Below are 23,505 nucleotides of genomic sequence, written 5' to 3'. Positions count from 1 at the left end.
CGTCACTCGCCACGCTCATGGCTCAACGCCTCGTCCAGCATCGGCACCACGCCATCAGGCACCATGCCGGTCACGTCGCCGCCATGCCGGGCGACGTCCTTGACGATGGAGCTGGAAATATGCTCAAGCACCGGGTCGGCCGGCAGGAACAGCGTCTCCACCTCTGCGAGCTTGCGATTGACCAGGGCCATGCCCAGCTCCGCCTCGTAATCGCCGTTCTGCCGCAGGCCCTTGACGATGACGGTGGCACCGATCTCCTTGCAGTAGTCGGTGATCAGGCCGGTCGTGGACGCGACCTTGACATCGGGGAATCCGTCGTGGTCGAGCGCCTGACGAATGATATCCACTCGCGTATGCGCCGGGAACATCGGGGTCTTCGCGGCGTTCACGGCCACGACCACGTGCACTTCGTCAAAAAAACGGGCGCACCGCTCAATGACATCCAAATGTCCCGCGGTCACGGGGTCATACGATCCTGGGCATACTGCGATAGTCATATGCATAGCCTACCGCGAATCGCCGGACAGTCCGTATACGAGCGAGCCGGGGCTCAGACGCCGGACATGCAGCGGTAGCATGCGAGCATTATCATGAATCCATGCCGGTGGAAGACAGGCCGGCCATTCGCCGCTATGATGTCGTCATGGATGAAGGAATGGAGTCGAAATGTCATCTGAACCGTCAACACAGCTAAAGCCGACATCCGCCGTCGCAGGAGGGATCGCCGCGGATCTCGCGGATCCGGTGTCGCCGCTGTCCACCCCGGACCAGGGCACAGGGACGGCGGTGCTGGAGCGTCCGGAAACCGAGGAGCAGACCGACCGTTCCGACAATGGCGACGCCGACCGGTTCGCGCACTATGTGTCGCGCGATCGCATCGCCGAATCGAAGCTCACCGGCCGGCCCGTGGTCGCGCTGTGCGGCAAGATCTGGGTGCCGAAGCACGACCCGTCGCAATACCCCGTCTGCCCGGACTGCAAGCGCATCTATGAAGAGATGATGAAGTAAGGTCACGCGCCGCGCGCCGCGATTACTCCAGTTTTTCGGACAATTCCATCCATTCGGCCTCCAAGGCGCCGGACTCGTCGGAGACGGCCTGAAGCTGCCCGTTGAGCTTGTTCAGCCCCTCATAGTCGCTCGGATCATGAGCGGCCATATCCGCTTCGAGCGCGGTCTTCTGCTCCTCCAGCTTTGCGAGCTTGCGCTCGATGGCGGAGATGCGCTTGCTGGTCTCGCGGAATTCCTTGCCGCTGAGCTTGGGGGCGTCGTCCGCCGTGGCAGTGACGCCGGAGTCGGCCGGCTCCTTCTGCGAAGCCGATACGCCTGCCGGCGCTGCGGTCTTCGCTTTTTCGATCATGTCGAGATAATCGTCGACGCCACCGGGCAGATGCCGCACCTTACCGCCGATCAGTGCGAACTGCTGGTCGGTGACGCGCTCCAGCAGGTACCGGTCGTGGCTGACGACGATCAGCGTGCCCGGCCACGTGTCGAGCAGATCCTCCATGACGGCGAGCATATCGGTGTCGAGGTCGTTGCCGGGCTCGTCCATGATGAGCACGTTCGGCTCATCCAGCAGGATCAGCAGCAGCTGCATGCGGCGCTTCTGTCCGCCCGACAGGTCGCGGATCGGCGTCATCAGCTGCGCGGATTCAAAGCCGAGCCGTTCCATCAGCTGACCGGGCGTGACTTCCTTGCCGTCGACGATATAGCTGGGCTTGTAGCGGGACAGTACTTCCTTGATCTTGTATTTGCCGAGTTTCTCCAGCTCGTCGAGCCGCTGCGAAAGCACCGCGAACTTCACGGTCTTGCCGATGTTGACATGCCCGGCTGTCGGCGTGAGCGTGCCGTCGATGAGCTTGAGCAACGTGGATTTGCCGGCGCCGTTCGCGCCGACGATGCCGAAACGGTCACCGGGGCCGATCAGCCAGGTCACGTCGTCGAGAATCTTGCGACCGGCGACGGTGATCTTCTGCGCCGCGGAGGTGACCTGCGGCGCGACCGACTCCTCCGTGACACCCTTACGTTCCGCGAGCGCCTCCGCCTTCGCCTTGGCTTCCGCTGCGGCCTGGATGGATTCCGGCACGCCGGCGTCCACGAGACGCGGGTCGGCGAGCGTGTCGACGGCGACTTCGACGGAACCGGTCACGCGCGGCTCCGAGTATAGGGAGGGGACGATATCGATCTGAGAGGAGGAGGCGGGGGCTTGATCCGCCGCCGTGTCGTCGGTCGGCGTGACCGGCTGCTCGCCTTGGCTTTTCGCGAAGATCTGCGTGACGTCGATCAGGTCGACGACCTGCTTGCCCAGGCGCGACGTGGCCATCTGCTTGAGTTCGACGGCGTTGCGCATGGGCGGCACGTCGGCGATGAGCTCCCGCGCGGCCTTGACATGGAACTTCTGCTTGGTGGAGCGGGCGCGGGCGCCGCGCGACAGCCAGGCGAGCTCCTTGCGCGCGAGGTTGCGGCGCTTCGTCTCTCGCACATCGGCCTGTCGGTCGCGCTCCACGCGCTGCAGCATGTATGCGGAGTAGCCGCCTTCGAACGGGTCGATCACGCCGTCGTGGACCTCCCACATCGACTCGCACACCTCGTCGAGGAACCAGCGGTCGTGGGTGACGAGCAGCAGCGCCCCCTGCCCTTTCGACCAGCGGTTCTTGAGATGTTCGGCAAGCCAGTGGATCGTCACGACGTCCAGATGGTTGGTGGGCTCGTCGAGCGCGAGGATGTCCCAATCCTTGAGCAGCAGCCGGGCCAGGTCGGCGCGGCGTCGCTGGCCTCCGGACAGCGAGCCGACGCGGGCGTTGAGGTTGATGCCGCCCAGCAGCGCCTCGACGATCTCGCGCGACTTGTTGTCGGCGGCCCACTCGTAATCCTCGCGGCCTTCCAGCGCGGCCGCGCGCACGGTGGCGTCGTCGTCCAGCGGGTCGCGCTGGTCGAGCATGCCGAACGTCAGTCCGCCGCGCTTGGTGACTCGCCCGGAATCCGGCTCCTGAGTGCCTTTGAACAGGTGCAGCAGCGTGGATTTGCCGTCGCCGTTGCGGCCGACGATGCCGATGCGATCGCCCTCGAATACGCCCTGCGTCACATCGGTGAAGATGGTTTTGGTGGCGAAGGCGAGTGAAACGTGTTCCAGTCCAAGGTCATAAGTCGGCATGACTCACCAATGTAGCGTCAGCGGTGGGCATCAACGTCCGAACCACCATACGCCCCCGCTGGCTCGTCATGTTCGCCCCCCGCCAGCGGCGGGGGCGAACTCGCAGTTCGCTAGCGCAGGGATTGGGCGTAGGTGTTGCAGCGGGCGGCGAATCCGCCGAACACCTGCTCGGCCAACGGCTGCAGGCGCGGATTATATTCGGCGAACGCTTCGCGCAGCTGCGACTTCGATCCGCCCACCGCCTTGAGGTCCTTGACCATCGAGGACTCATCCAGCCATTCCTCCAGCAACGTCGGCGTCACTTCGAGATGAAACTGCATGCCCAGCGCCGAGCCGATGCGGAACGCCTGCACCTTGGTGTGCTCGGACCGCGCCAGCAGCTGGGCGCCGGCGGGAAGCCCCACCACGTCGTTGTGCCAGTGCAGCACGTCGATCTGCTTGTTCCACATCGAGAAGTAATTGTGCTTGTCAACGCGCTTGATCGGCGCGAACCCGATTTCCGGCGACTCGCCACGGCTGAGTTTGCCGCCCAGCGCGGTGGCGATGATCTGATGGCCGAGGCACACGCCCAGCACCGGCTTGCCGACGCTGATGGCCGCCTTGACCAGTTTCGCCTCGACCTTGAGACCGGGATACTTGTCATAATCCAGCGCACCCATCGGACCGCCCATAATCACCAGTCCGGCGACCTGCGCGAAGTCAGGCAGATCGGGCTTCTTTTCCTTGGCGATGTTCACCACCGTGGACGACATGTTCAGGTCGTCCAGGTTGTCCAGGATGCGCCCCGGCTTCTCCCACGGGACGTGCTGCACGATAAGCACTTGCGATTGCGTCATAACTCCATTGTTGCATCACCTACGTAAACTTTGCACACCGTTTCTTCATCTTTCGTATTTCCAGCCGCGCCCGGGCGGCCGCGCAATCACATTTGCCGGGTGGTTTGTCTGGCGGTTTGTCGCATAACGCGAATACGCTCGACATTATGACACAAGCCTCAGAACCGCAGAATTCCAACACTTCCGAGAACGCCGGCGTGGCGCGCGCCGCGGCCGGCCTGAAGCTGTATGACACGGCTTCGCACACGGTCTCGCGTTTCACCCCGATCAAGCCCGGCCAGGTGGGGATCTACGTGTGCGGCGCCACCGTGCAGAGCTCCCCGCACATCGGCCATATCCGAGCGGCCGTCGCGTTCGATGTGGTGCGGCGATGGATGCTGCGGCTGGGATATCAGGTCACGTTCGTGCGCAACGTGACCGATATCGACGACAAAATCCTCGACAAGGCGGCCGCGGCAGGCCAGCAGTGGTGGGCGCGCGCGTACTTCTACGAGCGGGAGTTCACGCAGGCGTATGACACGCTTGGCGTGCTGCCGCCGACGTATGAGCCCCGCGCGACCGGGCACATGATCGACATGATCGACCTGATCCGCCGCATCATCGACAACGGTCACGGCTACGTAGTTTATGACGCGGATGGCAAGCCGACCGGCAACGTGTATTTCGACGTGGCGAGCTGGCCGCATTACGGCGAGCTGACCCATCAGAAGCAGGGTGCCGCCGAGGCCGACGAGGCCGCCGCCGTGGCTGACCGCATGGGCCCGTCCGTGGATGCGGCCGGCGACGACAAGTACAATCCGATCGACCCCGCCGACGCATCCCCCGACAAGCACGATCCGCGCGATTTCGCGCTGTGGAAGGCGCCGAAGCCCACCGACCCGCAGGACGCGCGCTGGTCGACGCCGTTCGGCGTGGGCCGCCCCGGCTGGCACATCGAATGCTCGGCCATGAGCCACCGGTATCTGGACGGCATGTTCGACATCCACGGCGGCGGACTGGACCTGCGCTTCCCCCATCACGAGAACGAGATGGCGCAGACGCGTGCCGCCGGATACGAGTCGGCCGCACGCTGGATGCATTCGGCGTGGGTGACCGCCAAGGGCGAGAAGATGTCGAAGTCGCTGGGCACCGGCCTGTCCGTGCCGAGTGTGCTGGCCGAGCACTCCGCATGGGTGGTGCGCTATGCGCTCGGCTCCGTGCAGTACCGTTCGATGCTCGAATGGTCCGACCAAGCGCTGGTCGAGGCCCAGGCCGCATACGAACGCATCATGAACTTCATCGAGCGCGCCGGCGTGGCTTTGGGCGAGCAGCCCGAGCGCGCCGAGATCGCCGGGGTCAGCGCCGATGATCTTCCCGCCGATTTCGTCTCCGCGATGAATGACGACGTGAACGTCTCCGGCGCCACGGCGGCGATCTTCACCGCGATTCGCAACGGCAACACGCTGCTGAGCAAGCTGGATGACCGTGCCGACGGCGATGCGGCCCGCGCCGAGGTGCGCAGCGCCCTGGTCGCGGTGCGGGCGATGCTGGATGCGCTGGGACTGGATCCGCTGGCCGAGCCGTGGGCCGGTGCCGCAGGCGCGGACGGCAACGGCGAGAGCCACGAGCATGACGTGCTGGACGCCCTGATCACGGAGCAGCTGAACGCCCGCGCCGAAGCGCGCAAGTCCCGCGACTTCGCCAAGGCGGACGCGATTCGCGACGCGCTGGGTGCCGCCGGCATCGCCATCGAGGACGGCCCGCAAGGCAGCACGTGGAGTTTGAAGTAATCCTCCCCCGACACTGTGTGATCCGTTATGTTGAGCCCCGCCCCCAAAGCGGGGCTCAACTGGTTACGGTTATGCGATCGGAGCATATTTTGACGGTGAAAGCGCCGATAGCAGCCCAGCATTGTCGCTGGCATTATGCCAGCAAATGCAATCAAATACCGAGCAGGAACGCCCCGGCATCATCGCGGGACAGTCATGATCATCCTATCCTGTTCCGCTCCTTAATCGAACACGAAATCGACATCCACGATATGCAGCCGCTTGGTCAGCTCCTTCTCCAAGTCTCGCTTGCACTCCACCAGATCCTCCACGTCAATGCTCTGACCGATACCGCTCAGATACACATCAACCGTATAGTTCATGCCGGTCTTGAACACCAGTACCTGCTCGTAATCGGTGTTCTGCGGCAGATGCCGCTGCGCCGCCGACTCCACGAACGCGTTCGTCGCATCGTCGTCATGCACTCCGCCGACCAGTTCCACGAACGCGTCCTTGAGCACGCCGAACGGCTCCTTGATCGTGAGCAGCACCAGTGCGACGGTGATGAAGAAATCACCGGTGTAATGCAGGAAATCCAGAGGGCCACCAGCCGGCAGGAACCACAGGAACACGGCCACCACACCGATGCCGAACGACATCGAACCGTCGACCAGCGTGCTCTTGCACTCCGCGGTCAGCATCGTGCTGGAATTGCGGATGCGCCGGTTCTCGCGCCGGTAATACAGGTACAGTCCTAGGCAGACGGCCACGGTCAGGATCTCGTAAATCACCACGGGCCCGGTCTCGATGCGCCCGCCCTGCCCAAGCACGAAATAGTCATAGGCGACGCGCGTCACATCGACGAGAGAGAAGAGCAGCAGCGACATCGTCAGCATCGCCTTGCAGATGGCGTATATCGGTTCCAGAGCGAACATGCCATTGGGGAAGCGCTCGGTGGTGCGCACGGTGCGCGACGACAGGTATGCGGCGACGAGGCCGGACAGCACGGAGATGGCGGTGAAGGAGAAGTCCAGGAACATGGCCTTCAGACCGGTCATGAAGAACACGGCCATGCCTGCGAGCACCTGCAGGATGTTGATGACGATGCCCACGATCAGGGCTTTGCGTTCGATGGTTTTCTGGTGTGGCATAGGCGGGCCTTCCATATTGCACGGCATGTCTGCGTCGGCGTCAGCGCGGCAGTCTGCGTATAGGTTGGGTCCGAAGGATAATCAAAACAGCTCAGCGATCCAATAATCCACGGAAATTATTGCCCTTCCATGGTAACGGAAACGAACGATTCCGGGCGTGTCGGTTCGCGCTGAGCGTGCGGGAATCCCCGCCGCCCACAAGGCCAACGGTTCTGTCGCATTTCCGCCGCTCTCTCACGTCGGTCCCACGCGCAGCCGCGACCGCCGAACGGCGCCCCGCGGCACCTCTCCGTCGCCGTGCGGGCCGCCTCGGCGGCAACCCGCTGGTTTTCCGCCGCAACGGCTAGACTGATTCGCATTATGGCTGCTTTTAGTTCTTTGACAGACCGGCTCTCGAATGCGTTCAAGCATCTGAAGAGCAAGGGCAAACTTTCCGAGGCGGATATCGACGGCACGATCCGTGAGATCCGCCGCGCGCTGCTCGACGCCGATGTGGCGCTCGACGTGGTGCGTTCCTTCACCGCGCGCATCCGCGAACGTGCGCTCGGCACCGAAGTGTCCGAAGCGCTCAACCCGGCGCAGCAGGTGGTCAAGATCGTCAACGAGGAGCTGACGGATGTGCTCGGCCAGGGCGTGGACCGGCCGCTGAACTTCGCCAAGAACCCGCCGACGATCATCATGCTGGCCGGCCTGCAGGGCGCCGGCAAGACGACGCTCGCCGGCAAACTCGGCTACTGGCTGAAGGATTCCGGCCACACGCCGCTGCTGGTCGCCGCCGACTTGCAGCGTCCGAACGCCGTGACCCAGCTGCAGGTGGTCGGTGAACACGCCGGCGTGCCGGTGTACGCGCCCGAGAAGGGCGTCCAGTCCGACGGGGGCGACTCTGTGTCCGCGCCGGGCGAGACCTCCGGCGACCCGGTGAAGGTGGCCCGCGATTCGATCGCGCTAGCCAAGCAGAAGCTGTACGACACGGTCATCATCGATACCGCCGGCCGACTGGGCGTCGACGAAGCGCTGATGCAGCAGGCCCGCGACATCCGCGATGCCGTGAACCCCAACGAGATCCTGTTCGTCATCGACGCAATGATCGGCCAGGACGCCGTCCAGACGGCCAAGGCGTTCGACGAGGGCGTGGATTTCACCGGCGTGGTGCTGTCCAAGCTCGACGGCGACGCCCGCGGCGGTGCGGCGCTGTCGGTGGCGAGCGTGACCGGCAAGCCGATCCTGTTCGCCTCGACCGGCGAAGGGCTCAAGGACTTCGAGGTCTTCCACCCCGATCGCATGGCCTCGCGCATCCTCGACATGGGCGATATCCTTACCCTGATCGAACAGGCGCAGAAGCAGTTCGACGAGGAGGAGGCCCGCAAGGCCGCCCAGAAGATGGCGGAAGGCGAGTTCGGACTCGACGACTTCATGGACCAGCTGCAGCAGGTGCGCAAGCTCGGCTCGATGAAGTCGCTGCTCGGCATGATCCCCGGCATGGCGCAGCACCGCAAGGAACTGGAGCAGTTCGACGAGAAGGAGATCGACCGCACCGAAGCGATCATCCGGTCGATGACCCCCGAAGAGCGGCGCAACCCGAAGATCATCGACGGCTCTCGCCGCGCCCGCATCGCCTATGGTTCCGGCGTAACCGTCTCGGCGGTCAACGGGCTGCTGCAACGGTTCGAGCAGGCCGCGAAGATGATGAAGCGCATGAGCAACAAGGCCATGGGCGGCATCCCCGGTTTCGGAGGCCCCGCGGTAGGCGGCGGCAAGAAGGGCAAGAGCAAGAGCAAGAAGAAGGGCTCGAAGTCCGGCAATCCGATGAAGCGCGAGGCCGAGGAGAAGGCGTTGCGCGACAAGCTCGCCGGCAAGGGCTCCGGTTCCGGCAAGTCCGGCGGGTCCGCCTTCATGAAGAAGCCGCAGAATCCGGCTCTTCCGGCCGGGCTGCAGGATGCGCTCGACGCGAACGGTGGCGAGCTTCCGCCCAACTTCGGCGGCGGCCTTTCCGGTCTGCTCGGCTGATTCGGCCCGTTTTTCTCTGGCGCCGGGCGGGGATGGACGTTTTCGGCCATCCCCGCCCGGCGCCAAATCATTTGCCATATCTTCGCAGCTTTCCACTCGCCGCGAATTCGCAACGGCTGCCGGTACACTGAAAGCCATTATTCACTCGTTGGAATGTTAGGTAAGGAGTTCGGCGGTGGGCGTGTTGTCGTGGATACTGCTGGCGGCGTGCATGCTATGGTCGGCGTTGCGGTTCCTGCCAGCCGGACGGGAAGCGCACATGCCGACGATGCCTTACATGATTGCGCTGATTCGTTTTTTGTGGATACCGTACCTGGTCATCGCGGTATGGGCCGGTCTGGTCGGCTCGTGGTGGCAGTGCGGCGTCGCCGTCGCCGGCATCGTGTCGATACTTGCCATGCAGGTTCCGTATTGGACGAACATGCCGCGGGAACGATGGCACCACCAGCGTGGAACATCCCATGAAACAGCGTCAGACGACCATCGCCAGACCGCGCGATCCGCCGACGCCGAGCCGACCGCGAACCCGCCGCAGGCGAGCGGCGACACCTACCATCTGATGACGTTGAACTGCCGCTATGGCAAGGCGAGCGCCGACGCCATCATCGCGGCCGTGCGGGAACGACACATCGATGTCCTCGCGCTTCAGGAACTCAGTACGGATCTCATCAAGCGTCTTGAGCGCGGCGGCCTGCGCAGGATCCTCCCCTATCGGCAGCTCGGTACGCCCCGCGAAAAGACCGACAACGGCGGCTTCAACGGCATCTGGTCGCGCACCAAGCCGAAACGCGGCACGCATGGCATTGTCTCGATATCTGCGGCTGACGTGCCGGGCATCATGCTGCAAACCGATGACGGCACCTCCGTGGCATTCGCATCCGCGCACACCAAATCGCCGATGCGCGGCTGTCGGGAATGGTCGGACGGCATCCGGTCCCTGAGCGCGCTGGTTCCGATGCCGCGCAAGTCGGTCAGCGCAGGCACTGGCCGCGAGGAACGTGCCACCGGCTCGAAAGCCGGACGCGGCGGTGGTTCCGCATATCCCGACGTCGATATCGCGGTGCTCATGGGCGACCTCAACGCCGATATCGACCATGCCAGCTTCCGCGAGCTGCTGCGGTCCGGATTCCGCGACGCCGCACTGGCACAGGCTCGCGGACATGTCAATACCTTCCCCAGTCAGGTGCCGTGGCCGCGCATCGAGCTCGACCACATCATGGCCGCGACGCGAGAATCCGCGTCAGGCTCCGCCGCCGAGCCGGCACGAGCCGCCGCGTTCAGCGGCGTCGAATCATTCGTCGTGGAAGACACCGACCACCTCGCGCTGACCGCCACAATGACTATTTGAGCGGCATGCCGCACGGACAGCATAGCGGATATGCGTCACTGAGCGCGCCCACCGTCACTGAGCGCGGGCACACTCACAGTGACGCACCCACAAAACCCTTGCAATCACTGGGTTTCCGGGTTGCGTCACGCTGTGCGGGCACACGCAGCGTGACGCAACCCGCTCACAGTGACGCAGAATGACCGAGACGGCCCGCCCCCGGCACGTCAAAACAACAATGCCGCATGGGCTCCCGTAGAAGTCCATGCGGCGAGGCTTGGATTGCCCGACTACAGCACCGCCATCGCGAAATCCACGAGCAGCTTGATGCCGTACAGGACGATGATGCCGCCGCACACGCGGTTGAGCACTCCGATGATCTTCGGATTGAACTTGTGCGCGAGCGCGTTGACGACGAGCGTGACGCCGAGGAACCACATCACTGAAGCGGTCTCAACGCCCGTGATGAACGGGGTGGCCTGCTGCGCGCTCAGCGTAGCCGCAAACGCACCGAGCATCAATGTGCCGTCGATGATGGCCTGCGGGTTGAACCACGTGACCACGCACGCGGTGCCAACGGTCTTCAGCAGTCCACGCAGACCGAGACGCTTGGCAGGGGCTTCAGCACCAGCGACCGGACTCGCCGTCGAAGCAGTCGCAGCAGCAACAGCACCGGCCCCAGCGCCGTTCTCGGAAGTCGACTTCTTCTTCGGTAGCAGCAGTCCCAGACCGATGCGCACCACGACGGCGCCGCCCAGGCCAAGCACCACGGTCTGCAGCCACGGATGCGCCTGCATCAACGCGCCGATGCCGAAAAAGCACGCCAGCGACAGCACGATATCGAAGAAAATCACGATCACCGCAGTAATCAACGCGTTGCGACGCGTACGCGTCAACGCGGAATTGATCACGAACAGATTCTGCATGCCGATTGGCGCGACATACGCCAATCCCATCGTCAAGCCCTGGAAATACAGACCCATCATCACTCCCGACAATCATTTGGTTGGGTCATCATCACCCAACCAAAACCAGCCAATATGCCATCAGCTGGATTTCCTCACGCGGATTGCAAGTTATACAAAATCCGCCTTATTCCAACACCTTTGCCATATTCTACAGATTCGATTACACTTGGCAACCAGCCAAGAACAGAGCAATGCACCCAACCAAAAATCAGGCATCATGACACGCAGCACACCATTGGACATCAACTGGGAGCCGGACCGCAGCAGCGGCGAGCCCATAACCGAACAGATCGTCGGTTTCATGTGCGCCCGCATCTCAAGCGGCGACTGGCCGATCGGATCAAGACTGCCCAGCCAGCGGGTACTGGCCGAACGCTTCGGCGTGAACCGGTCCACCATCATCGCCGCGATCGGAGAGCTCGCCGACTACGGCATCGTCGAAGGCCGGCACGGCGCCGGCACACGCATCGCCAGCAACACGTGGTCGCTGATGCTGCCGGGCGCGCCGGACTGGGCGGATTACGTGTCGTCCGGGTTCTTCAAGGCGAACAACGACACCATTCAGACGATAAACCGACTCGAATTCGACCGGTCGAAAACCCGTCTCGGCACCGGCGAGCTCGACCCGCGGCTGTTCCCCCGTGACATGTGGCGGCGCGTGGCCGGCGAAGCCGCGGCCGAGATAAGCTCGCTCGGGTATCCGCCGCCGGAGGGCCTTGACGTGCTGCGCGAGGCGATAGCGGCGCACATGGAGGCGTGGGGCATCAGCTGCACGCCCGGGCAGGTCCTTGTATCATCCGGCGCATTGCAGGCGTTGCAGATGATTTCGGTGAGTCTGCTGTCGGCCGGATCCACGGTCTATGCGGAGGCGCCGAGCTACATCAAGTCGCTGCAGGTGTTCCAATCGGCCGGCATGAAACTCGCCGGCGTACCGATGGACGAGCATGGCCTTGACGTGGATGCGCTGGGGAAGCTGATGGGCGGCGGGTCGCAGTCCGAGGGGATGACGGCGGCGGTACCGTCCGCCCCGCAGACCTCACTGCCGCCGCGGGCCAAGGCCACGCGCGAGAACGACGCGGTGCTGTATACAATCCCCACCAACCACAATCCCACGGGCGTCACGATGAGCGAGCCACGCCGTCGGGCGCTCATCGCCTCATGCGTGGCGAACCGGTTGCCGATCATCGAGGACTGCGCATACCAGGACCTCATCTTCGACGGGGATACGCCGCACACGCTCAAATCGTTCGATGAGACCGGCATGGTGATTACGCTGGGCAGTGCGTCGAAGGCGCTGGCGCCGGGACTGCGCATCGGCTGGATCGTGGCGGACGAGCGCATCGTGCAACGGCTGGCCGACGTGAAGATGCAGATGGACTACGGGGCGAGCACGCTGAGCCAGTGGGTGTTCGCGCGGTTCCTGTCCAGCGGCCTGTATGACGAGTACATGGTCTCGCTGCGCATGCAGCTACGCCGGCGGCGGGACGCCGCACTGGAGACGCTGGAGCGACTGTTCGCCGGCCGTGCCCACTGGAACGTGCCGCGCGGCGGTTTTTACGTCTGGCTCACGTTCGACGAGCCGGTGCGCACAGGGCGCCTGTTCCAGCGCGCAATCGAGCACGGCGTACTGCTCAACCCCGGCGACATCTACGATTTCGAGGGGGACAACTCGCTGCGCCTGAGCTACTCCTACACCACGCCGGAGGAGTTCGCGGCTGCCGCCGAAACCCTGACCTCTTTGGTATAGGCCTCGATGGCAGCTTCGGGCTGGACAGCGTCCAAGCAAACCCGCCGTTATCCGTCTCGAAACCGCCCGCTGCGACCGGCCAAGGTACCCCATGTGGCCGTATCTCGTTTTCAAGGGGTTGATTTCGGCTCCGCCGGACATCTATCTGCGTTTCAAGGGGGCGCCAAAACGCGATATCCGAAGTATGATCGGCGAAATACCAACGGAATCATGCGGTTCTTGGGCCGCTTATACTTTGTGACCAACCCCTCGAAACGCAGATAGGCATTCGGAACAACACGAATCAACCCCTCGAAATGCAGATAGCCCCGAATCCTCCGCCAGTGAATGCCGACCAGACTTTCAAGCATCACGTCAGACACCTTGCGCGCCGATGTTTTTGCCACGTCGACCCCGACGATCGCTCGCCAGCTCCAGCGTGTCGGGTATCCACCCCTATGCGTTATAATTTAGCGGTTATTCGTGATGGGTGGAGCCCTCTCATTCTGCCTTTCATGAGGAACACGTGGGTTCTCGGTTGAGGTGCCCCACACACAATCGAAAATCCGCAAACCTAGTATTACAAGGAGAGCCATTTTGGCAACCAAGATTCGTCTGAAGCGTATGGGCAAGAAGTTCTACGCCTTCTACCGCGTGGTCATCACCGATTCCCGCAACAAGCGTGACGGTCAGTCCATCGAGGAGATCGGCACCTACAACCCGAACACCCAGCCTTCGACCATCCAGATCGACTCCGAGCGCGCACAGTACTGGCTCGGTGTCGGTGCTCAGCCGTCCGAGCCTGTGCTCAAGCTGCTGAAGATCACCGGCGACTGGCAGAAGTTCAAGGGCCTCGACGGCGCCGAAGGCACGCTGAAGACCGTGGAAGCCGGCCCGGACGCCGCAGCTCGCGTCGAAGCCGTGGAAGCCGAAGCCCAGAAGCTGAAGGCCGCGAAGTCCGCCGCTGACGCCAAGGCCAAGGCCGAAGCCGAAGCTGCCGCTGAAGCTGAAGCTCCCGCCGAGGAAGCGCAGGCTGAGTGATCATGCTCGCGCAGGCTGTGGAACACCTCATCAAGAACATCGTCGATTTCCCCGATGACGTTTCGGTCAAGTCCCACGAGAACGCGCGCGGCGAACTCATTCGCGTGCGCGTGAACCCGGAGGATATTGGCCGCGTGATCGGCCGCAGCGGCCGCACCGCCAATGCGATCCGCACCGTGGTGCAGGCACCTGCCGACCACAAAGTGCGCGTCGACATCATGGATGTGCGCAGGTGAACCCTAGCGTGGAGCGTCAACAACACTCTGACGACCCTCAGCAGCGCGAGTTGCTGAGGGTCTGTCGTATCGGACGCGCGCAGGGGCTCAAAGGCGAGGTCACCGTGCAGATCTTCACGGACGAGCCGGAATATCGGTTCGCTCCCGACTCCGTGCTGTACACGCGCGACGGTTCGCAGGAATACGTCGTCGAGTACGCGCGCACATTCAAGAACCGTTGGATCGTTAAGTTCGAGGGCATTGATGACCGCGACGCCTCCGAGGCGGCGAATGGCATCGAGCTGTACGGCGAGGCTGACGATCCCGAGGACATGCTGGAAGAGGACGCCTGGTATCCGAAGGATCTGGTCGGGCTTGAAGCGCGGCTCGCCGAGGGCAACGGGCTCGGCCTGCCGGCCGGCCAGGTCATAGGCAAGGTCGTGGACGTACTCGACAGCGCGCAGACGCTGTTGAAGATTCGCCTGGTCTCGCCGGTTCGGGACACCGTCACCGGCGAAGTGACGGAATCGACCGCACTGGTGCCGTTCGTCGACGAGTTGGTGCCCGACATCGACCTCGAAGAGGGGTATCTGACGATCGACCCGCCCGGCGGGCTGATTCCGGGACTGTGATTCGGCCCCGGTCACCCTTCAGTGTCCGACAGCTGCGGCTGTCGGACACTGTCATACATGACGGCGTTGTTGCCGGGCGCCGAGCCGAGTCCGGCAACAATGCGGCACGCCCGGATGCGTAGCAAGGCTGACAGACGCGATTTATAAAAGACATCGGAATCATGCGATTCCAGTCAGCCGGCGCCGACGAACCATGCCACACATCCAGGCGTGTCGCGACGCTCATGCCGTCGGACTGCGGGATTCGCTACGCTGGAGAACATGAAGATCGATATCGTGTCCGTGTTTCCGGAGTATTTTGACGTGCTGAACCTGAGCCTGTTCGGCAAGGCGCAGGAGAAGGGTCTCGTCACCGTCACCGCGCACAACCTGCGCGACTGGACGCATGACGTGCATCATTCCGTTGACGATACGCCGGCCGGCGGCGGTGCCGGCATGGTGATGAAACCTGAGGTTTGGGCGGAATGCCTGGATGACCTGCTCGGTCTGGCACCCGCAGTCATCGCGCCGGACGCGGTATCTTCCGACGCGCACGACGATGATTCGGCCTCCGTCAGTCCGTCCGGCGCAGTCAACTCGGCGGAAGCAGCCGATACGACCGATGCGGCCGACTCGGGCCATGCAGGTAATCCGACCGACGCAGCCGCTTCCGTCACTTCCATCGTTTCCGATACCACGAGCGACACCAGTGAAGCTGGCGGGAACGCCGCGCCGGTTCTCATCTTCCCGAATCCCTCGGCGCCGCTGTTCACGCAGCGCGACGCGACCGAGCTCTCGCACGCCGACCATCTGCTGTTCGGCTGCGGCCGATACGAGGGCTATGACGCGCGAATCCCTGAGTATTACCGCGCGCAGGGCGTCGACGTACGCGAATACTCGATCGGCGACTACGTGCTGAACGGCGGCGAGGTGGCGGTTTCCGTGATGCTGGAGGCGATCACCAGACTGCTGCCGGGCTTCATGGGCAATCCCGATTCGATCGTCGAGGAGTCGTACACGGGCGGCAACGCACTGCTGGAACACCATCAGTACACCAAGCCGGCCACGTGGCGAGGCATCGCGGTTCCGCCGATCCTTACCAGCGGCGATCACGGCAAGGTCGACCGGTTCCGCCGCGACGAAGCGTTGACCCGCACCAACGACATTCGCCCGGATCTCATCGAGCAGCTCGATTGCCGGCAGCTCGACAAGCAGGACCGCAAGACCCTCATCGCCCTTGGCTGGGAGGTCTCCGGAGCTCGTCCGCGCAAGCTGAAGTAAGTCGCTTGACACACGTCATCAGCCACCATCCCCGCAAAAGTTGAGTCTCACACACTCAACTTTTTCACTGTGGGTAAAAGCCGGGAATGTCAGGACGGAATACCGGTAGGTAGTGGTGCAAGGCAAGAGGAGGAGCTCCGAGAGGGGTTCCGGGAACGGCCACGATAGACCACACCGGCAAGGCCAGTCACCCGGCCGGCGCGGCAAGCCAACCCGTTCCACTCCGATATGCGAGGAGTACCGATTATGGCAATGTTTCCGGCTTTGATGAATGACACGATGTTCTCTGACCTGTTTGACGACCCGTTCTTCGAGGGTTGGCGCTCCGCCGACAACAGCGCGGCGATGACCCCGACGAACATGATGAGTACGGACGTGCGCGAGAACGACAAGGGCTATGACGTGGACATCGACATGCCCGGCTTCAAGAAGGACGACATCAGCGTCTCGCTGAACAACGGCTATCTGACCGTGTCCGCCCATAAGGACGAGGACAGCGGCGACAAGGATGAGTCCGGCAAGTGGCTTCGTCGTGAACGTTACGTCGGCACCTGCTCGCGCAGCTTCTACGTCGGCGATCAGGTGAAGGAGAACGACATCCACGCCAACTATCAGAACGGCACGCTGTGCATTCAGGTTCCGAAGATCGAGGCGCAGCCGCAGGTCGAAAGCAAGCACCAGATCGCCATTGAGGGCTGATGCCTGATGGCCGGCCGTACAGGTCGGCGGCGGAAACAACAGTCAAGCAGAAATCCCGTGACCGGCATGCGGAACATGCAACCGGTCACGGTTTTTATTGGCTCGTTGGTATTTCGTCCCCACCCCGTCAGCGGGAGCGACCATTCGGCTTACAGGCCGAACACCTTCACGCGGGAGTCAACCGGCTGCTTGTCAACCGGAGCCGCGGCCTGGGCGACGGTGCCGAACGGCATCTGCGCCTGCAACACCCAGCTGGGCGGCAGACCGAATTCGGCGGAGACCGCCTCGTCGATCAGCGGGTTGTAGTGCTGCAAGGATGCGCCAAGCCCCTTCTCGGCGAGCGCGGTCCACACGGCGAGCTGCAGCATGCCGGCGGCATCACGGGCGAATCCGGGGAAGTTCGCAGCGTAGGTCGGGAAGTTCTTCTGCAGCTGCTTGGTCACGTCGGTGTCGTCGTAGAACAGCACGGTGCCGTGGCCGGCGGCGAAGGCGTTGATCTTGGCCTCGGTGCCCTTGAACGCTTCGTCATCGCTCACGACCTTGCGCAGCGTCTCCTTGACGATGTTCCACAGCTTCTGGTTGGCGTCGCCGAACAGCACGACGGCGCGCTGCGGCTGGGAGTTGAACGCGCTCGGCACCTGCACGGTGACGTCCTCGACGGTCTTGACGATCTCCTGATCGCTGACCGGGGATTCGGAGGTCAGCGCGTACTGCGAGCGACGGGCCTTGAGTTCCTCGATGAAGTTCGACATGATGGCATCCTTTCGCGATGGCATTGCGTTTGTTGTTTCACTGTCTTTTAATAGCTCGATTCGAGGTATTCCATAATTAACGATACGTGCGCCATGCGATCCACATGCCGATGTTCTCTGTCAGAGAATATTAGCTAGGTAACATTCGGCACGGCGGCGATTGGGCCAAGGCCGCTTCGGGCTCGCAGCAACGGGCTACACTCGCCTCGGCCGCTCACTCATCCGTCGCGCCCGAGGTCTCCGAGGCCTCCGATGTCTCAAGCGCGGACTCGATATACCACACCGCGGTCTCGCCATAATCGCGATGCTCGGCGAGGACCCATCCCTCGGGCGGCACGGGCTCGTCGGAACGCGCGGATCGCTCCAACACGATCGTCGTATTCCCGCCGGCGATTCCATGGGCGACCATGTCCGAGAGCAACTGGTTGCAGTCCTCGGTGGCGAACGCGTACGGCGGGTCGATGAAGATCACATCGAACGCCGCCGACTTCGCGGAGCCGCCAGCAGCATCGGCGTTCGAGGCCGAGCGTGCGGCACCCGAAGCGACGTACTTCTCGGCTCTGGCCCTGATGACCCGGGCCGTCATGCCGCGCTCCCACGAACGGTTCCGCTGCAGCGCGGTCAACGTCTTGGCGATCAGCGCCGCCGCCGGAGCGGAGGACTCTACCGCCACCAGCTCCCTCGCGCCGCGGCTCAACGCCTCGATGCCCAGCGCCCCGGTCCCGGCGAACAGATCCAATACGCGGGCGTCGTCCAGCACCTGCCATGAATCCAGATGCGAGAATATCGCCTCTTTGGTCCGGTCGGTGGTCGGCCGGGTTCCGGTTTTCGGCGTGGTCAACGCGACGCCCTTGAATCGTCCTGAAATCACATGCATGACACCATTATGGCCGCCCCGGCGAAACGACCGCAACCGCACCACCGGTCCTGGGTCGTACGTGCCATATATCAGACGGCTCCGATACGCGACTCAGCTTGCTCACATGCCTCATATGCTATGATGCTTTGCGGGTACCCTTGCTCGGATACTCACGGCGACCCGCGTAATTTGACCGTTTGCGGGTCGCTTTTTTCATCTGGACATACCTTCGACCACCCCCAGTCGCTACGCTCGACAGCCCCCCGCCAGCGGGGGCTGTCGAGCGTAGCGAGACTGGAGACCCCCCAGCCAGCCCACTCGCCAGCCTATGCGGCTTTTGCCGTGGCGGCGTGGGCGGAGATGCCGCACGCGCCAACGGGCACCGGAGCGTCGTCGGCATCGTCGTCGGTCTGCACACGCAGCGTCGACTGATGCAACGTCAATGACAATCCAGGCGTCACCGCGAATCCCGGCTGCACCGGCTTATGGGCCGCACCGACTCCAGCCGCGACGGGCGAGGCGACGACGGACGCCGCAACACCCACCGCGCCGAGGGGAGCCGCAACAGGAACGACAGGAGCCGCAACCGCCCCGCCAGCCGGCGACACGACCACGCCCGCGCGATGGCGATGCCGCCCGGCACGAGCCGAATCCAGCACGCCCTCGTCGAACTCCCCGGTCTGCCGCGATACGATCGCCGCGCATGTGACCGCAGCGGACACGTTCGCCATCGTGCTCGGCATGCCGACGATGTTGCTGACCGGCACCAGCGGCACCAGAAGCTGCACCGGAAGACCAACCGCGGTGAACACGGTCGTCGCGGTCACGATCGCAGTGCCCGGCACGCCCGCGGTACCGATCGACGACAGCAGTCCGATCACCGCGAGCGCCACATAGCTCGCCGGCGAATACCCCAGTCCGAGCGCGTTGATGGTGAACACGGCCGACAGCATCGGCCACACACCGGCGCATCCCGGCATGCCGATGGTCGTCCCGATCGGGGTGGTGAAGTTCGCCACGTCCGCGCCGACGCCGACCGTGCCGAGCTGCCGTATGCTCAGCGGAAGCGTCGCCACGCTGGACTGCGTGGCGAACGCCGTGGTCTGCGCCGGCAGCACGGCCTTGAAGAACGTCAAGGGCGGCACGTGCGCCACGAATTTCAGCAGCAGCCCGTTGACGACGAACGCCTGGATGATGTTGAGCACGAAGCCCAGCACGAGAATGCTCAGCAGCGCGAGCAGCGCGTCCGCCTTGGATGTGGTCGCGGCCGTCGAAGTCGCTCCCAGCACCACCACCGCGTACGGGGTGAGCTCGACCACGTAGCCGACGGCCTTGTAGATCACGTCCTTGGTCTGCTCGAAGAACCGTTTGACGACGCTCACGTCCTTCTGCCGACCGACCGACACGATGGCGATGGCCAGCACGGTGGCCGTGATGATGATAGGCACCACACGGTTGCCGGACAGGTCTCCGACGATGTTCTTCGGGAAGAAGTTGAGTATGACCTGGTCGAGCGGCGCTGTCTGCGAGGTGAGGAAACCGGCGGTCGACTTGTCGTCGACGAGTTTGACGCCCGAGCCGATGTGCAGCGGGATGGCCACACCCAGCGTCATCACGATGGCGATCAGATTGGTGAGCAGCAGCCAGCCGACCGACCGCAATCCGATGCTGCGCAGCTTTTTCAGACTGCCGACGTAGGTGATGCTGGAGATGATCGACACGAAGATCAGCGGCGCGACCAGCGCGGTGATCAGGTTGATGTAGATGTTGCCCAGCAGGTTGAGCGAGTCGACCTGCCCGTCGAACACGAGGCTCAGGGCGATGCCCAGCCCAAGCGCGAGCACCGTCAGCAGGCTGAAGTTGAGTTTGAAGACCGCACGCAGCACGGCGATCAGGGCGAACAGCACCACGGCCGACGCCCAGACCGCCACTGCGGTGGGATCGATGTTGGATAGCGCTCCCATCAGTCAGCTCACCTCGCCGAGGTTGGGCGGGTCGAGTCGGAGAGAGCCTGTGCCGCCGCGGCGTCGCCACGGTTGCGGCTCAGCGCCAGCGCCCCGGCGGCGGTCAGCGCGAGGCTGAGCGCGACGGATGCGATGACCGTGGCTTCGGCACCGGTGCGGGAGAGCGGCTCGTTGCCGGCGACGACGATTTTGCGGGACGGCTTGTTGCCGGCCGTGCTATCGTTGCCGCCAGCGTTGTCGGCGTTGCCTGCGACCGGATTGTTACCCGTGTCGCCGCTGCCGCTGCCGTTACCGCTGCCGCTGCCGCCGTTGTTGCCTCCGGCGAGCGCCGCGACCGCATTGGCGATGTTCTTCGTGGCGGTGTCGGTCGCGCTGATGGTCGCCTTCTTGTCGGACACGGTCTTTTCGGCCGCGGCGAGCGTCTTCTTGAATGCGGCGACCCGGCCGGCGGAGTAACCGTCCAGGCTCACCGTCTTGGCTTGTGCGATTTCGCCGCGCAGGTTGAGCAGGGAGTAGAAGTGGTCGGCCTGGGCGATGTATGCGTCACGATCGTTGTTGACCTTGCGCCCGTAGTTCTTCGCCGCGCTCAGGTCGTCGCCGGTGATGGAGAATCCGCCTTGGATGATCGCCTTGTCGTCGTACGTGGTGCCGTACCAGTTGAGCATGTATTCCCTCGCCGTGGGCTGCGGCTTGGCGTCGACGTTCGCGGTCTTGCCATGGTAGTCCACGACCTCATCGGTCACGGGGCCGGCCGGCTGGTCGGTTCCGGGCAGCTGTGCGGCGTTGTTCTTGTTGTAGTGCAGCAGCAGCGGCACCTGCAGGCGGGTCGCGCCGACGCCCTTGGAATCGACGACGCCGTGGCTGCCGTCCTCGGTCACGAGGTTCGGCAGGTACGTGTTCACGAGATGCGTGTACAGGTCCGACAGCGGGTGGCTGCCGTTGTTGTAGTTGTCACGGATGTGGAACGGCGAGCCTTTGCCGGACGTGCTGTCGAGGATCGTGTCGAACGTGTACACGTGCTTGATGCCGTATTTGCGGGCTTCCTGGTTCACGTAGCGGATCGTGGCGTATGTGTTGCCGCACCAGGTCGCGCCGAAGAAGATGTAATGGTTGCCTGGCGACTGCAGCAGCTTCTCCAGTTCGCCGTACGTCACCGATATGAGCGAGAAGTCCTTGTCCTCGCCCTGCTTGAACACGCTGGCCGCGCCGGCCGAGACGTTGTTCAGGTAGTAGTTGGTGTAGAACTGGCCGTTGGCGCGGGTCGCGGCGTTCTTCGCGGTGCCCAGCACGCGGGTCAGCTCGGCGCTGTCGGCAACGTTCGCGGTGGATGCGAGCACCTTGTCGCCGGTGTTGTCCTTGTTGTAGGTGAACAGGGTCGGCAGATCGACGACGTTTGCTGTGTTCTTGCTTTGCAGGTCGGTCAGGCCGAATTCGTCGATGGTCTGCTGGAACCGCTTGGCGAATGCGTCGACCGCGTTGTTCTTGTCGTTGATGTTGACGAGCGTGTCGGCTCCGGCGTTGTCGAGGTGCGGGTCGAAATTGTAGATCTTCTCGATGCCCTGCGCCTTGACGGCGGTGTTGATGGCGGGCAGTGCGGCCGTCGTCGCGGAGTCCCACGTGCCGCCGATGAGTATCACGAAGTTGCCTTTGCCGTAGCGCAGGATGTCTTCGAGACGTTCCAGCGTGATGTTTTCGAACACGTGATCCGAAGGCAGGTTGGGGATGCCCGCGTAGTAGTCGAATGGCGTGTCTTCCTGGGATTGTGCGGCTGTTGCCGCCGTGGGCGTGGTTTCGGCGGCGGACGCGGCGTTCCCGCCCGTCAGCGCGAATCCGGTGAGACCGAGCGCCGCCGCGGTGAGCAGCGCCGCGGCTTTAGCGGCGATGGAGCCTCTCGTGAGGCTGTGGTTGGTGTTGGACATTGTTGTGGTTCCCTTCTGTATTTCTTCCGTATCGAATTGCGTTGGTACTGCTGCGCCGATGGCTCAGCGGGACGATGGTCCGTCGACGAGGTTGAAGTCATACCGTGCGGTAGGAGCGCCGCCGCTGTCGGCCACGTTGAGACTCGCCGATGGCCCGGCGGATGGTCCGTTCGCCGGCGATGCGATGGGCTGCAGCACTTCGGTCGGCGCACTCGCGTCGGCACGGGCTTCGGTTGCGGCAATGGCGTTCGCCGTCGTCGCGGGGGCCGGCGTCGCGCCGTCTGCGATGTCGAATCCGTCGTCGGACCGGCCGCCGTTCGCTCCGGCGAGCGCGGGAGCGCGGCGCTTGTTGCGCACAATCAGCGCAGCGCCCAGCGTGCCGATGACGGCGAGCGCGATGACCACGCCGGCGACGATGCGCACCACCGGGCTGGTGGTTTCGGCCCGATCGGTGACCGGAGAGGCCTGCGTGGTGGTTTCCGCCGTATCAGTGCCGCTGTCGGTGATGCCGGATTCGGTCGTGGTGGTCTCGCCGCCAGCGGTGTCGGCGGTGTTGTCATCGCTGTTCTTCCGGGAGGCCGCGTCCTTCGAGGTCTGAGTGGCGGTGGCATCGGCGTTCGCGGCCGTGTCGCCTGTGATCCCGGCTGTGCTGCCCGTCGTGCTCTGGCCGGACTGTGTGCCGGTCGACTGCGCGGGCTGCGACTGTTGCGCGGTGGTGTTGCCCGTGGAGGGCTTCGTCGTCTGGGTGGCCGGCGAGCCCGAGGACTGCTTCGCCGGGGCCGGGGCTGATTGCTTCGGGTTGCTCGGCTTCGTGGCGGGGGCGGGCGTCGCCGGCTCCTCCTTCTGGGCGTGCTCCTTCTTGTAGTTCGCGCAGTAGCTGTCGAACGCGGCCTTCTGCGCTGAGACGTCGATGCCGCCTCCGGGGTTGGAATCGTAAGCCGAACCGCCACTGGAACAGCAGGCGACCGGATTGTAGTTGGTCGAGCACAGGTCGCACACGTCGCCGGCCGCGTAGGCCGTGCCGAGCGCGAATTGCAGGCCGCCGACCGCCATAGCGCCTATCACGGCCGAGCCGGCGAGCACGCGGATAAGCCGGCGTTTCACGGGCCGCCCGTTGCGTGGCGCTTCATGACGAGCTGATGATGTGGACATGGATATTCCCTTCTTCTTGTCTTCCGCGCCGTTTTTGGATACGGCGCGGCGGTACAGTTTGGTGGCGGCGAATCGCGATATACGAAAACCTGCGATGC

The 23,505-nt window shown here is 63.8% G+C and carries 20 protein-coding genes; 10 read left to right on the top strand and 10 right to left on the bottom strand.

Annotated features, from left to right (window positions below; genetic code table 11):
• Positions 1-2: 2 nt before the first annotated feature.
• Positions 3-497: a pantetheine-phosphate adenylyltransferase gene (coaD, locus tag BBBF_RS01710; RefSeq protein ID WP_013389543.1), complete on the bottom strand. Its 495-nt coding sequence runs from the start codon at positions 495-497 to the stop codon at positions 3-5.
• Positions 498-666: 169 nt separating this feature from the next.
• Here coaD and BBBF_RS01705 point away from each other — a divergent pair, with 169 nt between their 5' ends.
• Positions 667-1,008, top strand: a complete 342-nt coding sequence (locus BBBF_RS01705) for a DUF3039 domain-containing protein (RefSeq protein ID WP_003811884.1) — start codon at positions 667-669, stop codon at positions 1,006-1,008.
• A gap of 22 nt (positions 1,009-1,030) precedes the next feature.
• Here BBBF_RS01705 and BBBF_RS01700 read toward each other — a convergent pair whose 3' ends face one another.
• Both BBBF_RS01700 and BBBF_RS01695 read right to left on the bottom strand, forming a co-directional pair.
• Positions 1,031-3,151 carry an ABC-F family ATP-binding cassette domain-containing protein gene (locus tag BBBF_RS01700; protein ID WP_014759867.1) on the bottom strand — a complete coding sequence of 707 codons (2,121 nt, stop codon included), beginning with the start codon at positions 3,149-3,151 and terminating at the stop codon, positions 1,031-1,033.
• Between the two features lie 110 nt (positions 3,152-3,261).
• Positions 3,262-3,987 (bottom strand): type 1 glutamine amidotransferase, encoded by a 726-nt coding sequence (locus BBBF_RS01695; protein WP_003811881.1) that lies wholly within the window; start codon positions 3,985-3,987, stop codon positions 3,262-3,264.
• 146 nt (positions 3,988-4,133) lie between these two features.
• On the opposite strand from BBBF_RS01695, the gene cysS reads away from it, so the two are divergent.
• Complete coding sequence (cysS, locus tag BBBF_RS01690; protein WP_021647595.1) at positions 4,134-5,756, top strand: cysteine--tRNA ligase; 1,623 nt, start codon at positions 4,134-4,136, stop codon at positions 5,754-5,756.
• Positions 5,757-5,977: 221 nt separating this feature from the next.
• Here cysS and BBBF_RS01685 read toward each other — a convergent pair whose 3' ends face one another.
• Positions 5,978-6,886, bottom strand: coding sequence for a cation transporter (locus tag BBBF_RS01685; RefSeq protein ID WP_003819892.1), 909 nt, complete (start codon positions 6,884-6,886; stop codon positions 5,978-5,980).
• 360 nt (positions 6,887-7,246) lie between these two features.
• On the opposite strand from BBBF_RS01685, the gene ffh reads away from it, so the two are divergent.
• Both ffh and BBBF_RS01675 read left to right on the top strand, forming a co-directional pair.
• Complete coding sequence (gene ffh, locus BBBF_RS01680) at positions 7,247-8,893, top strand: signal recognition particle protein (protein WP_021647594.1); 1,647 nt, start codon at positions 7,247-7,249, stop codon at positions 8,891-8,893.
• Between the two features lie 175 nt (positions 8,894-9,068).
• Complete coding sequence (locus tag BBBF_RS01675; protein ID WP_033510098.1) at positions 9,069-10,241, top strand: endonuclease/exonuclease/phosphatase family protein; 1,173 nt, start codon at positions 9,069-9,071, stop codon at positions 10,239-10,241.
• A 269-nt stretch (positions 10,242-10,510) separates the two neighbouring features.
• On the opposite strand, the gene BBBF_RS01670 is transcribed toward BBBF_RS01675, so the two are convergent.
• Positions 10,511-11,203, bottom strand: coding sequence for a LysE/ArgO family amino acid transporter (locus tag BBBF_RS01670; protein ID WP_003811866.1), 693 nt, complete (start codon positions 11,201-11,203; stop codon positions 10,511-10,513).
• A gap of 202 nt (positions 11,204-11,405) precedes the next feature.
• Here BBBF_RS01670 and BBBF_RS01665 point away from each other — a divergent pair, with 202 nt between their 5' ends.
• The 6 genes from BBBF_RS01665 to BBBF_RS01640 all read left to right on the top strand — a co-directional run bounded on the left by BBBF_RS01665 (position 11,406) and on the right by BBBF_RS01640 (position 16,761).
• Positions 11,406-12,935 carry an aminotransferase-like domain-containing protein gene (locus BBBF_RS01665; protein ID WP_021647592.1) on the top strand — a complete coding sequence of 510 codons (1,530 nt, stop codon included), beginning with the start codon at positions 11,406-11,408 and terminating at the stop codon, positions 12,933-12,935.
• Positions 12,936-13,511: 576 nt separating this feature from the next.
• Positions 13,512-13,955: a 30S ribosomal protein S16 gene (rpsP, locus tag BBBF_RS01660; protein ID WP_003819603.1), complete on the top strand. Its 444-nt coding sequence runs from the start codon at positions 13,512-13,514 to the stop codon at positions 13,953-13,955.
• Positions 13,956-13,957: 2 nt separating this feature from the next.
• Positions 13,958-14,191: an RNA-binding protein gene (locus BBBF_RS01655; RefSeq protein WP_033510107.1), complete on the top strand. Its 234-nt coding sequence runs from the start codon at positions 13,958-13,960 to the stop codon at positions 14,189-14,191.
• An 8-nt stretch (positions 14,192-14,199) separates the two neighbouring features.
• Entirely contained in the window at positions 14,200-14,802 is a 603-nt protein-coding gene (rimM, locus tag BBBF_RS01650; protein WP_003811857.1) for a ribosome maturation factor RimM, read from the top strand.
• A gap of 261 nt (positions 14,803-15,063) precedes the next feature.
• On the top strand, positions 15,064-16,062 hold the full coding sequence (gene trmD / locus BBBF_RS01645; protein ID WP_003811854.1) for a tRNA (guanosine(37)-N1)-methyltransferase TrmD: 999 nt from the start codon (positions 15,064-15,066) through the stop codon (positions 16,060-16,062).
• 246 nt (positions 16,063-16,308) lie between these two features.
• The gene (locus tag BBBF_RS01640) at positions 16,309-16,761 is read left to right on the top strand and encodes an Hsp20/alpha crystallin family protein (protein WP_013363085.1); all 453 of its coding nucleotides are present in this window, start codon (positions 16,309-16,311) and stop codon (positions 16,759-16,761) included.
• 149 nt (positions 16,762-16,910) lie between these two features.
• Here BBBF_RS01640 and BBBF_RS01635 read toward each other — a convergent pair whose 3' ends face one another.
• The 5 genes from BBBF_RS01635 to BBBF_RS01615 all read right to left on the bottom strand — a co-directional run bounded on the left by BBBF_RS01635 (position 16,911) and on the right by BBBF_RS01615 (position 23,407).
• Entirely contained in the window at positions 16,911-17,513 is a 603-nt protein-coding gene (locus BBBF_RS01635; RefSeq protein ID WP_033510100.1) for a nitroreductase family protein, read from the bottom strand.
• A 214-nt stretch (positions 17,514-17,727) separates the two neighbouring features.
• Complete coding sequence (locus BBBF_RS01630; RefSeq protein ID WP_003811847.1) at positions 17,728-18,390, bottom strand: RsmD family RNA methyltransferase; 663 nt, start codon at positions 18,388-18,390, stop codon at positions 17,728-17,730.
• 308 nt (positions 18,391-18,698) lie between these two features.
• Positions 18,699-20,336, bottom strand: a complete 1,638-nt coding sequence (locus BBBF_RS01625; RefSeq protein WP_021647587.1) for a dicarboxylate/amino acid:cation symporter — start codon at positions 20,334-20,336, stop codon at positions 18,699-18,701.
• A gap of 8 nt (positions 20,337-20,344) precedes the next feature.
• On the bottom strand, positions 20,345-22,255 hold the full coding sequence (locus BBBF_RS01620) for a hypothetical protein (RefSeq protein ID WP_021647586.1): 1,911 nt from the start codon (positions 22,253-22,255) through the stop codon (positions 20,345-20,347).
• Positions 22,256-22,318: 63 nt separating this feature from the next.
• Positions 22,319-23,407 (bottom strand): hypothetical protein, encoded by a 1,089-nt coding sequence (locus tag BBBF_RS01615; RefSeq protein WP_014759855.1) that lies wholly within the window; start codon positions 23,405-23,407, stop codon positions 22,319-22,321.
• Positions 23,408-23,505 lie beyond the last annotated feature (98 nt).

It is taken from the genome of Bifidobacterium bifidum ATCC 29521 = JCM 1255 = DSM 20456 (genome assembly GCF_001025135.1).
Lineage (GTDB): Bacteria > Actinomycetota > Actinomycetes > Actinomycetales > Bifidobacteriaceae > Bifidobacterium > Bifidobacterium bifidum.
The sequence above is the reverse complement of the archived record's forward strand: the minus strand, read 5'-3'. Positions and strand labels throughout refer to the sequence as shown.

Excerpts from the sequence above, each read along its gene's own strand:
- BBBF_RS01665 (WP_021647592.1), top strand. The coding sequence starts at position 11,406 with ATGACACGCAGCACACCATTGGACATCAACTGGGAGCCGGACCGCAGC.
- BBBF_RS01705 (WP_003811884.1), top strand. The coding sequence starts at position 667 with ATGTCATCTGAACCGTCAACACAGCTAAAGCCGACATCCGCCGTCGCA.
- BBBF_RS01670 (WP_003811866.1), bottom strand. The coding sequence starts at position 11,203 with ATGGGTCTGTATTTCCAGGGCTTGACGATGGGATTGGCGTATGTCGCG.
- BBBF_RS01625 (WP_021647587.1), bottom strand. The coding sequence starts at position 20,336 with ATGGGAGCGCTATCCAACATCGATCCCACCGCAGTGGCGGTCTGGGCG.
- BBBF_RS01685 (WP_003819892.1), bottom strand. The coding sequence starts at position 6,886 with ATGCCACACCAGAAAACCATCGAACGCAAAGCCCTGATCGTGGGCATC.
- BBBF_RS01700 (WP_014759867.1), bottom strand. The coding sequence starts at position 3,151 with ATGCCGACTTATGACCTTGGACTGGAACACGTTTCACTCGCCTTCGCC.
- cysS (WP_021647595.1), top strand. The coding sequence starts at position 4,134 with ATGACACAAGCCTCAGAACCGCAGAATTCCAACACTTCCGAGAACGCC.
- BBBF_RS01630 (WP_003811847.1), bottom strand. The coding sequence starts at position 18,390 with ATGCATGTGATTTCAGGACGATTCAAGGGCGTCGCGTTGACCACGCCG.
- BBBF_RS01620 (WP_021647586.1), bottom strand. The coding sequence starts at position 22,255 with ATGTCCAACACCAACCACAGCCTCACGAGAGGCTCCATCGCCGCTAAA.
- BBBF_RS01615 (WP_014759855.1), bottom strand. The coding sequence starts at position 23,407 with ATGTCCACATCATCAGCTCGTCATGAAGCGCCACGCAACGGGCGGCCC.
- coaD (WP_013389543.1), bottom strand. The coding sequence starts at position 497 with ATGACTATCGCAGTATGCCCAGGATCGTATGACCCCGTGACCGCGGGA.
- trmD (WP_003811854.1), top strand. The coding sequence starts at position 15,064 with ATGAAGATCGATATCGTGTCCGTGTTTCCGGAGTATTTTGACGTGCTG.
- BBBF_RS01635 (WP_033510100.1), bottom strand. The coding sequence starts at position 17,513 with ATGTCGAACTTCATCGAGGAACTCAAGGCCCGTCGCTCGCAGTACGCG.
- BBBF_RS01640 (WP_013363085.1), top strand. The coding sequence starts at position 16,309 with ATGGCAATGTTTCCGGCTTTGATGAATGACACGATGTTCTCTGACCTG.
- BBBF_RS01695 (WP_003811881.1), bottom strand. The coding sequence starts at position 3,987 with ATGACGCAATCGCAAGTGCTTATCGTGCAGCACGTCCCGTGGGAGAAG.
- ffh (WP_021647594.1), top strand. The coding sequence starts at position 7,247 with ATGGCTGCTTTTAGTTCTTTGACAGACCGGCTCTCGAATGCGTTCAAG.
- BBBF_RS01655 (WP_033510107.1), top strand. The coding sequence starts at position 13,958 with ATGCTCGCGCAGGCTGTGGAACACCTCATCAAGAACATCGTCGATTTC.